15 protein-coding genes are annotated in these 12,393 nt (G+C 41.1%); 8 read left to right on the top strand and 7 right to left on the bottom strand.

Annotation, left to right across the window (positions count from 1 at the left end; all coding sequences use genetic code 11):
* Nucleotides 1-58: 58 nt before the first annotated feature.
* The 5 genes from AACW45_RS32970 to AACW45_RS32990 all read right to left on the bottom strand — a co-directional run bounded on the left by AACW45_RS32970 (nt 59) and on the right by AACW45_RS32990 (nt 3,896).
* Entirely contained in the window at nt 59-544 is a 486-nt protein-coding gene (locus AACW45_RS32970) for a GIY-YIG nuclease family protein (RefSeq protein ID WP_242045810.1), read from the bottom strand.
* Nucleotides 545-691: 147 nt separating this feature from the next.
* Nucleotides 692-1,129, bottom strand: a complete 438-nt coding sequence (locus tag AACW45_RS32975; protein ID WP_339385113.1) for a hypothetical protein — start codon at nt 1,127-1,129, stop codon at nt 692-694.
* 24 nt (nt 1,130-1,153) lie between these two features.
* A complete protein-coding gene (locus tag AACW45_RS32980; RefSeq protein ID WP_190637370.1) occupies nt 1,154-1,960 on the bottom strand; it encodes an MT-A70 family methyltransferase in 807 nt (268 codons plus the stop codon).
* Nucleotides 1,961-2,166: 206 nt separating this feature from the next.
* Complete coding sequence (locus AACW45_RS32985) at nt 2,167-3,105, bottom strand: ParB/RepB/Spo0J family partition protein (RefSeq protein WP_190637372.1); 939 nt, start codon at nt 3,103-3,105, stop codon at nt 2,167-2,169.
* Nucleotides 3,105-3,896, bottom strand: a complete 792-nt coding sequence (locus tag AACW45_RS32990; RefSeq protein WP_242045811.1) for a ParA family protein — start codon at nt 3,894-3,896, stop codon at nt 3,105-3,107. The genes AACW45_RS32985 and AACW45_RS32990 overlap by 1 nt, the downstream gene beginning before the upstream one ends.
* 127 nt (nt 3,897-4,023) lie before the next feature.
* On the opposite strand from AACW45_RS32990, the gene AACW45_RS32995 reads away from it, so the two are divergent.
* Together AACW45_RS32995 and AACW45_RS33000 are read left to right on the top strand one after the other, a co-directional pair.
* Nucleotides 4,024-4,881 (top strand): hypothetical protein, encoded by an 858-nt coding sequence (locus AACW45_RS32995; protein WP_190637374.1) that lies wholly within the window; start codon nt 4,024-4,026, stop codon nt 4,879-4,881.
* A 147-nt stretch (nt 4,882-5,028) separates the two neighbouring features.
* A complete protein-coding gene (locus AACW45_RS33000; RefSeq protein WP_190637376.1) occupies nt 5,029-5,517 on the top strand; it encodes an HXXEE domain-containing protein in 489 nt (162 codons plus the stop codon).
* 91 nt (nt 5,518-5,608) lie between these two features.
* Here AACW45_RS33000 and AACW45_RS33005 read toward each other — a convergent pair whose 3' ends face one another.
* The gene (locus tag AACW45_RS33005) at nt 5,609-6,223 is read right to left on the bottom strand and encodes a hypothetical protein (protein ID WP_190637378.1); all 615 of its coding nucleotides are present in this window, start codon (nt 6,221-6,223) and stop codon (nt 5,609-5,611) included.
* 586 nt (nt 6,224-6,809) lie between these two features.
* On the opposite strand from AACW45_RS33005, the gene AACW45_RS33010 reads away from it, so the two are divergent.
* A complete protein-coding gene (locus tag AACW45_RS33010; protein WP_190637380.1) occupies nt 6,810-6,995 on the top strand; it encodes a hypothetical protein in 186 nt (61 codons plus the stop codon).
* Between the two features lie 52 nt (nt 6,996-7,047).
* On the opposite strand, the gene AACW45_RS33015 is transcribed toward AACW45_RS33010, so the two are convergent.
* Nucleotides 7,048-8,322: a calcium-binding protein gene (locus tag AACW45_RS33015; RefSeq protein ID WP_190637382.1), complete on the bottom strand. Its 1,275-nt coding sequence runs from the start codon at nt 8,320-8,322 to the stop codon at nt 7,048-7,050.
* Nucleotides 8,323-9,055: 733 nt separating this feature from the next.
* Here AACW45_RS33015 and AACW45_RS33020 point away from each other — a divergent pair.
* From AACW45_RS33020 to AACW45_RS33040, 5 genes are all read left to right on the top strand, one after another.
* The gene (locus AACW45_RS33020) at nt 9,056-9,184 is read left to right on the top strand and encodes a hypothetical protein (RefSeq protein WP_277880457.1); all 129 of its coding nucleotides are present in this window, start codon (nt 9,056-9,058) and stop codon (nt 9,182-9,184) included.
* A gap of 259 nt (nt 9,185-9,443) precedes the next feature.
* On the top strand, nt 9,444-9,566 hold the full coding sequence (locus AACW45_RS33025) for a hypothetical protein (RefSeq protein ID WP_277883147.1): 123 nt from the start codon (nt 9,444-9,446) through the stop codon (nt 9,564-9,566).
* A gap of 6 nt (nt 9,567-9,572) precedes the next feature.
* A complete protein-coding gene (locus tag AACW45_RS33030) occupies nt 9,573-9,743 on the top strand; it encodes a hypothetical protein (protein WP_190637384.1) in 171 nt (56 codons plus the stop codon).
* Between the two features lie 702 nt (nt 9,744-10,445).
* Entirely contained in the window at nt 10,446-10,688 is a 243-nt protein-coding gene (locus AACW45_RS33035) for a hypothetical protein (RefSeq protein ID WP_190637385.1), read from the top strand.
* Nucleotides 10,689-10,892: 204 nt separating this feature from the next.
* Nucleotides 10,893-11,018 carry a hypothetical protein gene (locus AACW45_RS33040; RefSeq protein ID WP_277883148.1) on the top strand — a complete coding sequence of 42 codons (126 nt, stop codon included), beginning with the start codon at nt 10,893-10,895 and terminating at the stop codon, nt 11,016-11,018.
* Nucleotides 11,019-12,393: the final 1,375 nt, after the last annotated feature.

A 12,393-nucleotide genomic window follows, 5' to 3' on the forward strand; every position in this document is an offset into this window, starting at 1 on the left:
ACATTCAAACATCAAGCCAAGGGTGCGATCGCTCCGACAATCCTCGCTTGAAAATGCCCTACCCAAACGGTTGTCCCCACCGCTCCCACATTTCTTTATTAAAAGGCGATCGCCACTTCTGGATCATAGCCTGTTCTAAAGTTTGCCGTGCTTTTCTCTCCACCGGAGCATCCCACCAAAAACCAATATTAACCGCCGTCTCTATCTGATAGCGATAATGTAAGCCTTGGTAACTGCTGATATAACCCTTGCAACCATGAGTCCCACGCCAGCGTTTATTACTACGGCAGGTTTCCCCAACATAAAGCAACAGTTCAGCTGCACTATCAATCACAAAATACAAAGCGGCTTGACCAAAATCATCTGGCATCCGGTAAAAGGCCATTGGTTGTAAATGCAGCTTAAACGGATCAATCTGCTCTGGGTCACAGTGCGCGGGGGCTAGGTCAAACAATGTTGCTTGCTTTGGTGATTGACTTTGTCTTACACGTTGCTGATACTCAAATATTTGCCCTTTCCACTTCAGCAGGGCTGAAGCACTCATTACCAGTGTCTCTGCTCTACGTGCTGGTGTAAGAGTCAAATCTGAGAATAGGTTTAGCTGGTTGTCTTCCAAGGATATTGCTGGGATTGTACAAACCAGTAGATTATCCCCCAGAACCGGAAAGTAAGAAACTTGTTAACGGGTTTATCAGCTATCATCTTCAATTTCTAACTGATATACCCGCATCGATGGATGCTCGCCCATCATTCGCCAGTAATACCCGTTTGGCGCTGGCGACACTCTACCACCACAGCGATACAGAAATATTGGTTCGTCACGGCGGATAACTTTTTTGACCACCTGCTCTAAACTGGGGTCTGGCTTGTCGCTATCGTACCAAAAAAGGTGCGATTTACCGAGATACCCTGCTGCCATGAGACTGGCAAACAACCATTCCATGATTGACTGAATCTGTTCTGGCTCAATGCTGCTGGGTTGTCCGTAACTTTCAATGCTCGGCTGGGCTGGCTTCTTGGGTTTGAGAAAGTTCAATAATTTCATGATATTGAAAAACGCAACTGTTAACAGGGTTCCCATTAGGGGATGCGATCGCTCTCTGGTTCTGGGGGAAACTGGGGCGATCACTAACCGATCTAAATGACGAACAGTTTATTTGCGAGTGGGATGTTGTGTAATTTCATCAAACTTCTGCGCCTCATCTCCCCAAACATCCCAACCGGGGCGCGATTGGCGAGAGAACATCTCCAGTTTCGTCATCCCCGCACAAAGCTTCTCCACCAATTCATAAAATTCTGCGGGCTTGCGACTGTGTTCCCTTCTGGCGGCGTGGAGAATGGTTGGTTGATTAGTCAAAGTTTTCATGGTTGCGAACGCCTTGACCTGTCCTTTCGTAGCCAGTAAACAGTGTTCGGTGCAATTTCGTAACCAATGTCCAGTACCGATGTGCGGCTTTCCCGCTTTGGTGATTTTCTCCCAGGTCAGGATAGTCTTAATCTCAAACCCCCAATGTTGAACGCATTGCACTGCCTCCCCCACATGGTTGTTGGTGAACCAAAGCCATAAAACACAACCACTTTGAGAACTTAATTCTGGTAGTGGGAGAGCTAAAATTTCCTCAAGCTTCATGGGTTTGTAAGTTATTCGATTTCTGTGAGTTTCATCCTGAGTCCGCAAGCTATAAAACCAAGGGGGGTCGCAAACTATGCATTGATAACTCTTTTCCGGCAATGGAATCTCAAGAGCGTCCAATCTGCCTTCCAGTTTGGCGAGACGCAACAGTAGCCGTTGTTTCTCACTCTCACAAAAGCCCCGCAGGGATTGGAGTTTTGTCAGCGCAGCTTGGTAGTTGCCGAGGTAGTGTAAGGTTTCGTGCCTTGGCTTTCCCCCTACGCGGATGCTTTTGACGATTTCATAATAGTTATGTCCGTCAATTCTGCGTTTGGCTAAGAATGGCATCGTAGTTTAAGTTTTAGACGAATTTCTTTAACTACAGTGATAGCATGGGTTACCAGAATTGTCAGAAGCTACCTGCTGGTATTCTCGATGGCTCAGTACCGCCAGATAGTCATTAATGCAAATAAACCCAATCTTGATTCCCAAGCTTGGGAATCGATAATCCCGAAACCTAAGTTTGACTTATTTTGGCATCCATTAATAATTTCTTAATTTAAATCTTTTTCTTCTGTAGCTAAAGCCTCCAATTTTTTCAAAAGAGTTTGGACTTGTTTCCATTTTCTGGGATTTTCCCAGACTTTGGACTGAGTAATACGGCGGGTAACGGCTTTAATTGTGGCTTGAGGAGTTTCTGTATCTGTTGGTGGTTGCAGAGCTTTAACTCGTTCTTTAATTTCACTCAGGGGTAAATCTGCGGCGATCGCCTCTTCTAACAAAGATTGTCTTTGTTCTTTATCTTTAACTCTGGCAATCAATTGAGCTTTGGTGTAGGCGATTTTCCCCCCTTGTAGCGCTTCTAGAATCTCTGCTGGTAACTTTAGTAGTGGTAAGCGACTGGAAACAAATGATTCCCAACTGAGCTTACCTAATTCCTCGAAAACTGCCATTACTGTCTGTCCTTTTTCATTGCCCAAAATGTTTTGGGCAACTTTTCCTTTAGCTTCATGTTGCATCCGGTAAAGTAGATTGGGGATATCGGTTCTTGGGATGGCAAGCCGGATAGACAACAGTTGCAGTATACCTTCTGTTTCCTCGACTGGGTTGAGGTCTTCTCGAAGCAGGTTCTCTATCAGCGCCAGGGAGAGTGCTTCATCAGCAGTCAATTCGCGGATAGTAACAGGCACTTCTTTTAGTTTGGCTGCGAGCGCTGCACGGTAGCGTCTTTCTCCTGCTACCAACTCGTACTTATTTTCTAAGTCAGGCAGGGGACGAACAAGTAGATTCTCCAGAATCCCATGAGTTTTGATGGACTGAATTAGTTGCTCCATCTTCACAGGGTCAAAGTAGCGCCGGGGTTGACCAGAAGGCATAGTGATGGATTTTACAGGTAATAGCAGTGGCTCTGTTGTAGCTTGCTCCTCTCCCATCAACACACTGATATCGGCTTTAGCTTTGTAAGGTTGTTCTGTTTTGCGTATCCGAGGCATTATAATTGCTCCATTTTTTTTGCTATCTTATCCAATATTTTCAAAATTGGGTGCTTCGGGTCGTAGATAGCCAAGGGTACTTGTTGTTCAGAAGCATCAACAAAAGCTGTAGCCCTGGGAATTGGGTCGTACACTGGGGCAATTGAGGAAAATTGTTCGGAGATAGCTTTCAGGGTGCGTTGGTCTTGGGAGTTGGAAGCAGCATAGCGCGAAGGAACAAACCCTGCTATTTTTAAGTTGCGGTTTCCTCTCTTTTTTACTTGGGCTATGGTTTGCAACAGTAAAGTTGTCCCTTGGAAAGCTTTGTAGTGGGTTTCAATCGGTATGAGCAAGTGAGTAGCAGCAACAAGGCTGCTATAACTTAACAGCCCTAAACTGGGTGGGCAGTCAATGAGAATAAAGTCATAGTTACTGCGAATTGGGTCAATAGCTTCTTTCAACCGGACTTCACGAAAATCCATATTAACCAGTTGAATTTCGGCGACGCTGAGGTTGATATTAGTAGGAGCTATATCCATCCCGTGTTGGTTTTTTAGGATGAATAATGGTTCTTCATTTATCAGCGCGTCAAAAGGAGTTTTTTCTAAATTTTCTGGGTTAATGCCCATGAAAGAAGTTAAGGAAGCCTGGGGGTCGATGTCAATCAGAAGAATTTTGTATCCATGCAATTGCAGTTGATAGCCCAGGTTCATGGTCAAGGTCGTTTTACCAACCCCACCGGCTTGATTGAATAGTGCGATTACCCGGCTCATGTATTTACTGGTTTCTGCATTTCGTTTGATTGACAGCATAACCTGAAAGTATAATTTTTTTACTATTACGATTCTTAATCTGCGTCCGGGTTTTCCGAAAAATATTTTTAAGAAACGTAATATCTCGGCTCAATGTCACTATGAGATTCAAAAGGAGCATAAATCTATGACATCTATTCCCGACGATAATTCGGAATTGAATACTCAGTCATCAGCAAACAGAAATATAACAGACATCCCAGACATTTACCCTGCTCCTGGTTGGGTATGGCAATATCCACCAGTAAAGCAATCAATCCTTAAGTTTGCGAAGCCTTTAGCATTAAGCATTGTTGAGTTGTTTCACTATGCTTTGTTTTTAACTCAACTGGGTGTTGCTTATGCTCTTTATCGATTTCCTCCCCACACATCTTATGAATCCATGTTTTGGTTGATGATGGCTCCCGTCTTCCAAATTCTGGCTGGATTTGCTCCAATTGTGATGCACGAATATGAAGGTTGGCAAGTTGCACCTTTTCAGGATCAACCTTTAAATCGAGGTCAATATAACAATGAAAGACTGCGCGAAGCAGCTTATAAGTTGCTGTTTGCTTATCAAGCCGTTGCAGCTATTATGTTCATAATTGGAGTTTACGGAATACAACAATGGAAGATTGGATTCTTGACGATTTCCAATCCTTGGACTCTGATTATTCTAGGCTCAACATTTGTTTGGCTTTATATTGGCCCTAGAACACCTTTGTCAACTTTCTATGTAGACCTTGGACAAGGTAAACGTCCAGTATTTCCCATTCCTCTTGGGATTCTAGTGACATTTGCTATTGCAACCATTATTTACATTATTGCCATGATCCATTTATATGGCTTAGTACCAGCATTAATTACTACGCTTTTCTTACTGCTAGGAGGAGCAACAGAGGGATTAATTGCTGAAAGTACATTCAATCAATTTTGGCATTTTCTGGCTGTAGTATTTTTGGGTGCTGCTGGCATTACTCAAATCATTGCTCTTGTATACTTATAGACTGATTTGAAAAGTATAGAGCAATCATCATTCACATCTCCAAAAATAAATTTAAAATCCTTGGGCAACTTGGGTTAATAACTAATTTCTGGAGATGTCTATATATTTGCAATCTTGATAACTGTCTAGTAAATAGAGAGGATGATAATGCTTGACTCTCAACCTACGAAAATTGCTTATAGCTATTGGATTTTGGGACTTATCCAAGCTTTTCACAGTATGGAGGAAACATACACCAAGCTTTACAGTTACTTCGGCAGTATAAGCGAAGCATTGCATCAATACTTACCCTGGATTCCCGTTTTTGAAATCAGTGCAGATTTGTTTGCTATTCTTAACTACCTCATCATTGCATTGATGTTAGGGTCTATGCCTAGTGCTGAAAAAGAAACTCAATGGGGCTGGTACTTTATGTGTACTTGGGCAATTATTGAGTTATTGAATGGAACATTTCATATTTGCACTTGGCTTTTCTTGCATCAATACTTCCCTGGTGGAGTAACTGGTTCCGTATTGTTTGTAGTGAGTATTATTTTTATTCAAAAACTCAGAACTGTTTCAAGTAAAAAAGTGGTCGTGGATTGTAAAACCGACCACAAAATGGTCAATGCTGGAATTGAGAAAAAATCAGCTTGACCATGACATTAACCAGTGACAAAAACAGCTAGAACAACTGAGAACAATTGAGATGAAGCGGATTATGTCTAACGTGCAAACTATTAACTTTTTATTTTATGAAAGTCTTCAAATTTGCGGTCTTCAGTTTTTTACGGTTTAAGAAAATGCTAGCACCTAAAACAGCACTAAACATCATCGTAGTGGGTACTGAGGATGGTTCAGGAACACTTGGAACGGGACAGCCTGTTTCGGCGGAGGCAGGGGGAATTAAAGCATTACTGAAAGAAGCTATCATCGAAGCTATTACAGACTCTTTGGAACTACCCAAGATTTTGTTTCCACATTTTGTCCAATAAGTTCCTGCATCTGCAAAAGTTTGATCATCCTGAGTTGGCAGAAATTTACGAGGAAAGACAATTGTAAAATCTGAATCTGGGACTGTAGGCGGAGTATAAGTACCCTTTGGTGCAACATCTTCAAACGCATAGTTTTCTGTGATGTTTCGTACATCCTTATTCGTATCGAGATAAGTAAAACTTACATGTAAATCATTAACATTTTCTTTAGTTAAATTTAAAAAATTTTCCAGATAAAAACCCCCAGCAGTTTGCACTATCCGATATGTACCACCATTAAATTTTAACTCTGCTGCTGTAGCTGATAGTTGATAACTAAAAATGGAAAACGTTAGCGCACATAAGATTGTTGAAGAATATTTACCCATCTTTATAAATCCTCATAGAGCTAAGTAGGTTCTAGGTTTATTTACTCATTACATAAGTAACAAAGGTTAACTAGATAGATATAAACCTATGAGGTAACAATAGCTAACTTAACTGTAAATTTACTAACATCATAGTCATCTTTATGTAAGCTTTATTTAAGTAACAAAAGAAAATTTGATTAGCATAGAAACTTGTAATTAAATAAAGTTTCAGTAAAATTATACGTAAATTATTGTAAAAGTTTTAGTAATTAAAAGTATTTATACTTAGGTTCTATGCAACTTCTATTAGCCCCAATGTTTAGTTTGCAGGTTTACTTTTGACTAGATGTACGGAAATAGGTTGATACAGAGGTACGACCGCGCACAAGTGTTGCGAGGTAATGGCTCTGGAAATAACTCTCTGTAAACGATTCCAGCACTACGGAGAAATTTTTGCTTACTTTTTGCTTACTCGATTGGCAAAGCTGACAAGTATGAAAAGCAACATTCAGGCTAGTCAAAATAATGGAGGTTATCTAGACGGACAACTTACTTGCGCTACTACTATAATCTACGAGTAGCGCTTTGTCTGATGGTGATTACAATGCTTAAAGACTTAATAAACGAGGGGATTAACAACAACAAGCTTTTTGTGGAGTTATTGCTTAATTTTTACCTTGACGGAAATGGTGTAGAACGGCAGAGGATTGAGCATATATTGCTAGAGAACAAGAATGAGCAAATCGGCGATTACACTGACGCTGCGGATTTTGACTCTGCTCTGCCGTAGATCCATGCAGTTTAATCTACTACCTCAGTAACCCATTTTTAACTGTAGCGTTTTAAACCTTTAGGAGGGTTACATTAGTAGTATCATAAACTACCGCTAGTCTATCTAGAGAACCTGAATTGTACTGATATATAATTACATCATTCGCAAGACCTCCACCAAGATTACTATTTCTGCCTAAAACAATAATAGTGCCAGCGCTCACTTGAATTTTATCATACTGAGAATTGTAATCTTGTATTATTGCGTAACCAGATCCTTGATAAAAGTTGTCATATCCTCCATCACCTAGAACAAATACATCGTTACCAGATCCACCAGTTAAAGTATCCTTTTCTACACTGCCGTAGTCAAAAGAATTAGAACCATACAAAATATCATTACCATCTCCTCCAACTAAAGAATCATTACCATTTCCTCCAACTAAAGAATCATTACCATAGTCACCATTGAGGATGTTATTGCTGCTGTTCCCTGTGATAATGTTATCGCTGACGTTGCCTGTACCGTTGATCGCAGCAGTACCAGTCAGGGTGAGGTTTTCAACATTAGCTGTCAAGATATAGTTGATGGTTGAAGAAACTGTATCTGTACCTTCATTGGCATTTTCGCTGACAACATCACCTACATTATCAACATAGAAAAGGTCATTACCAGCACCACCAAGCATTGTATCTGCACCTGTACCACCGTTGAGGATGTCATCACCATTTCCAGCATTGAGGGAGTCATTGCCACCCTCACCATAGACGCTGTCATCACCATATCCACCCTTGAGGAAGTCATTAGCATCTCCACCAATGAGGGAGTCATTACCACCCTCACCATCGAGGTAGTTATTACCATGCAATCCACCCTTGAGGAAGTCATTACCATCTCCACCATAGAGGCTGTCATTACCATCTGCACCAACTAGGTAGTCATCACCATCTTCACCATATAAAAGATCGTCTCCACTGTTACCATATAAAGTGTCATTACCATTTCCTCCATATAAAGTGTCATTACCAGCTTCACCGTATAAGCTATCGTTACCATCTCCACCGTCTAAGCGATCGTTTCTTGTATTGGGGTAAGGATCAAAGTAATAGTCTCCATTCAGAATTTTATTACCAAATTCATAAAAGTAATCACCATTGTCTCCATATAAAACGTCATCACCATAGCCTCCAATGAGGGTGTCATGACCATCTCCACCATAGAGGTAGTCATCACCATATTTACCAGCGACATAGTCATCACCATTCATAGCCTTGATAGTGTCATTCTTTATAACTCCATTCTCATCACCATAGAGAAGGTCATTACCATTCGTAGGTTGTGGCATACTTACCCTGTTTTACTTACTAGTTAAAACGCGCTTAAATGCACTTGAAAGTAATTTATCAGTAAGTGTATTAGCAGGAAATAGCTGATAATGCCACTTGTATAATTGGCACAAACCATAAGGTAATGTACTATTTAATACAAAAAAGATTTTAATTGAAAATATTATGAATAACTGAAAGTTAAGCTATTGAATTAGTACTAGTATCATAACTAATACTTTTTAAATATCTACCAGATTAATAAAGGTATAATTATTCTTATCGTCAATTAAGTATTGAGAATAATCTAACGTAATACATTCTATATTAAATAATTAGCTATTTATTAAAATATATTAATTATATTGACAAGTGACATAAATAATTGTTTTTTAATTACTAATTATTTACTCAAGAAAAATTATTTTAATAATTGTAAAAAATCTATTGTACGGTTTTGCTGCACTGAAGCTAATGTGCCAGTTATGCTGTATCTGAACTTGATTAATTCAGCTTTTTGACTACTTCTGTTTTTGCATTTGACGACATGCAAGCATTCTCATGTTGTAACTAAATTGAATTTTTATAATATTTGACAATAACAAATAGCGCCAAAACTCGCCAAAGATTTGATAATATTTTTTCACCTGTCGATATTTGGCGATATTTATGAACAAGCAAGAAGCGGCTGATTATCTAGGCGTGAGCGTTAGGGCATTAGAGCGATATGTCCAACAAGGAAAAACTTGCCCGATGCCTACCATAAACATCGCCTGGGAACCGCGCCCAAATGGTTATGCCGTGAGAGCCATCGACCAAGCGCTGGCGGAAATTGAAAGCGCATTGCAAAAGGTGATGCCGCCAGAAGATGATGAGACATAACCAATAACCAACTTACCAATGGGCAGAAGGGAAGGATGTTGTATATTAGTCAGTCATTGGTGGCGATCGCGTGATTGGAAAAAGAGTAATGCCCCCAGTGTTCTCATAGAGAGAACAACTAGTTATGGATATAGATGAACAGGTTAGAGAGAAAAGTTGTCACTCATCACCCCATCGAGAAGTTGGGGAATTTTAGCAGCACTGGGCGGGGAAACTGGCCGCTCCCCTGGGGTTGTGGGATTCATTCCCAATGTTGGGAATGAGATATTGGACAGTGGCACTGCCGGGACATGGCTGTCGCTGTACTACCGCACCGTCAGCCAGGGGTGAAGCTCAAAAGAGCAATCGCGGCGGCGGGTTGGGCATTGGTGCTGGGGAGTGAAGGAGATTGCCCCACGCTCCCGCCGTAGTCACGCCGAGTATTCTGTTTGGGGGTGAAGGGGTAAAGGGATTTGAAAGCCAGGGGATGGTAGTCATGGTAGTTAATTACTATATATATAGTCAGCGTGACTACGGCGTGGGCGCAAGGGAAGAATGTTGCGTATTAGTCATTGGGTAGAGTTGAGATTGAGGTCACACAAGGGCGCGATCGCCCCATAAACCCTCACGCCGTAGTCACGCTGAGAATTGAGGATGGGGTGTATTCATAATTGGTAGTCACAGTGAGAATTGGGGATGGGGGTGATAGTCATAATTGGTAGTCACGGTATTTAATATTTATATATATAGAGAGCGTGACTACGGGTGGGCGGAAATCGAATCGCGCCCAAACTGGTTATGCCGTACAAAATTGATAAAACATAACCAATGAACGCAATCGCACTTCCTTAAGTGCCAGTGGAGAAAATTTGGCGGTGGCGGTTGGCATCGGGTATTAGTCATTCATTGGTCATTGGTCATTAGTTGTTTGGCATGGGGAATGGGCATGAGTCCAGTGGGGAAAATGTGGCGGTGGTCGGTCGTCGGTCGTGGGGTGAAGTCCAGTGAGCAGGATGTGGAAGCGATCGCACTCATGTCCACAGGTATTTCCTAGTCAGGGATGACAAGTACTATTTAATACCTGAATCAGATTTAATCCCCAGCAGGAATTGAAAAAAAGTTTTTTGACAAGATTTTTGGTAGACGATATATATGGTAGGGCTTTCGCCAGTACACACGATTGATTTTTATTATAAATATATTATCGTGTGTACTCTTATAACTACTGAGATAATCTAAGCATTTATATATATAAATACATTGATAGAGAAATATTCATGTCTTGGGTGTTGGCCCCTCCCCTGGTGTTTTGGGATTCGATTCCCAAGCTTGGGAATTGAGAATTGGACAGTGGCACTGCTGGGACATCGCTGTCGCTGTACTACCCCCCGGTAAGCTAGGGGTGAAACTCAAAAGCGCGATCGCGCCCCTTGAAGTACCAGCGCATTCAATTTGGCGGCGGCGGATTGGGGATTGGTGCTGGGGAGTGGAGGCGATCGCACTCATGTCCGCAGGTATTTTCTAGCCAGGGATGAAAAGTACTATTTAATACCTTAGTCAGATTCAATCCCCATCAGGACTCTGAAAAAATATTTTTGACGAAAATTTTTGTAGACCCTATGCATGGCAAAGATTTCGCCAGTACACACGATTTGTTTTTATTATAAATAAATAATCGTGTGTACTTGAATAACTACTGAGATAATGTAACCACTTGTATACAAATACATTGATAGAGAAAATTAATGTCTTGGGTGTTCGCCGGGATAGCAGCGAAAAATCCGGCACGGGGATTGGGAATCAAACCGATGGCGCTTTTGCGATCGCGTCTTTGAAAAAATGTGCAGTTGAGTAATGCCCACAGTGGGGAAAGCTGTTCTCTGGGATTGAATAACTTGTTATGGAGATTGATGAACAGGTTAGAGAGAAAAACTTGCCCCTGATCACCACATCACCCCACTGGCGATTCATCACCGGAGTGGGCATTACTTTGTCTAAGAAGCAGCCTCAAGTACTGGGTTGATGGATTTATCAAGGTAATGTTGGGCAATGAGGGGTAGCGGTAGTCATACCTAGATTTAAGATTGGGGGTTTTGGGGTTTTATGATTATGGACATAGTCACGGTATGGTAGTTATATTTGGTAGTCACGTTAATTAATATCTATATATATAGAGGTCGTGACTACGGTATCAAACTTTGATACAAAATAGGTCGTGACTACGGTATCAAAACTTGATACAAAATACAGGAATTCTCAGTGGTGACTACCAAATTTTGTATAAATAGTGCGGGGATACCAAGAACATACTGAAAATGAAAAAATAGGTCGTGACTACGGCGATGATTCTCAGTGGTGACTACCAAAATTGTGTAAATGTTTTCATAAATAGCCTACGTACAAAGAACCGTGGTTCTTGAACGGGTATTAGTCATTAGTCTTGTGGCGTGACAAGGGCATGAGTCCAGCGCTTAAATTTGGCGGCGGTCAGTCAATAGTCATTGGTCATTTGTTATTGGGCATGAGGCGAATGAGGCGATCGCCAGCACGTTAGCGGTAGTAAGCACCCTAACCGTTAGCATACGCAAGAATGCCCCAAATTTGGTTATGCCGTGAAAAACCAATAAGACATAACCAATAGAAGCGATCGCCACTGCCACCCACTATGAATGGAATCCTCAAGCCAAATCCATCAAATCCGCTTATATTTTGCCCCGTAAACCCCTTGTTTCCACAAAGTCAAGCCATTAGCCCACAACGCGAATTTCTAGCTTCAAGGGGGGTCTGGACAAGCCAATTAGTTCAGCCGACTGAAGGTCTAAGCTCACTCCAGCCCTGCGATCGCATTGCGGAAGATTTGGCAATCTGTTAGAAACTGATAAGTTGTTACAATATAGCCTAACAAGTTACTTAACAAGTTTAATATTATTGGTTATAACAGCTTGGAGATAATCTAACAGAATTACAATAAACTAACAAGTTATATGAGGCGAATAACAGTATGCTTGTAGCTAACTTGTAACTAGATAAGGTCGTTATAACTACATCTTGTAACCCTTGCTGTATAAGGGTTCTGTATTTAGCACGATGTAACTTGTTATGCATATATAACAGGTATTGCAGAGATGCAGCATTAATATAACCAGTTATATTAGTCTTGTGAGGAGAGCGAACAGGATGCCGGGAGCGGGGATAACCTGTTACGTCTGTTAATTTAAATTAACAGACGT

Origin of the sequence: Calothrix sp. FACHB-168, from assembly GCF_963889195.1 — a bacterium.
Taxonomy (GTDB): Bacteria; Cyanobacteriota; Cyanobacteriia; order Cyanobacteriales; family Nostocaceae; genus Aulosira; species Aulosira anomala_A.

Excerpts from the sequence above, each read along its gene's own strand:
- AACW45_RS32970 (WP_242045810.1), bottom strand. The coding sequence starts at position 544 with ATGAGTGCTTCAGCCCTGCTGAAGTGGAAAGGGCAAATATTTGAGTAT.
- AACW45_RS32990 (WP_242045811.1), bottom strand. The coding sequence starts at position 3,896 with ATGCTGTCAATCAAACGAAATGCAGAAACCAGTAAATACATGAGCCGG.
- AACW45_RS32995 (WP_190637374.1), top strand. The coding sequence starts at position 4,024 with ATGACATCTATTCCCGACGATAATTCGGAATTGAATACTCAGTCATCA.
- AACW45_RS32985 (WP_190637372.1), bottom strand. The coding sequence starts at position 3,105 with ATGCCTCGGATACGCAAAACAGAACAACCTTACAAAGCTAAAGCCGAT.
- AACW45_RS33015 (WP_190637382.1), bottom strand. The coding sequence starts at position 8,322 with ATGCCACAACCTACGAATGGTAATGACCTTCTCTATGGTGATGAGAAT.
- AACW45_RS33000 (WP_190637376.1), top strand. The coding sequence starts at position 5,029 with ATGCTTGACTCTCAACCTACGAAAATTGCTTATAGCTATTGGATTTTG.
- AACW45_RS33020 (WP_277880457.1), top strand. The coding sequence starts at position 9,056 with ATGCCTACCATAAACATCGCCTGGGAACCGCGCCCAAATGGTTATGCC.
- AACW45_RS33025 (WP_277883147.1), top strand. The coding sequence starts at position 9,444 with ATGAGATATTGGACAGTGGCACTGCCGGGACATGGCTGTCGCTGTACT.
- AACW45_RS33005 (WP_190637378.1), bottom strand. The coding sequence starts at position 6,223 with ATGGGTAAATATTCTTCAACAATCTTATGTGCGCTAACGTTTTCCATT.
- AACW45_RS32980 (WP_190637370.1), bottom strand. The coding sequence starts at position 1,960 with ATGCCATTCTTAGCCAAACGCAGAATTGACGGACATAACTATTATGAA.
- AACW45_RS33010 (WP_190637380.1), top strand. The coding sequence starts at position 6,810 with ATGCTTAAAGACTTAATAAACGAGGGGATTAACAACAACAAGCTTTTT.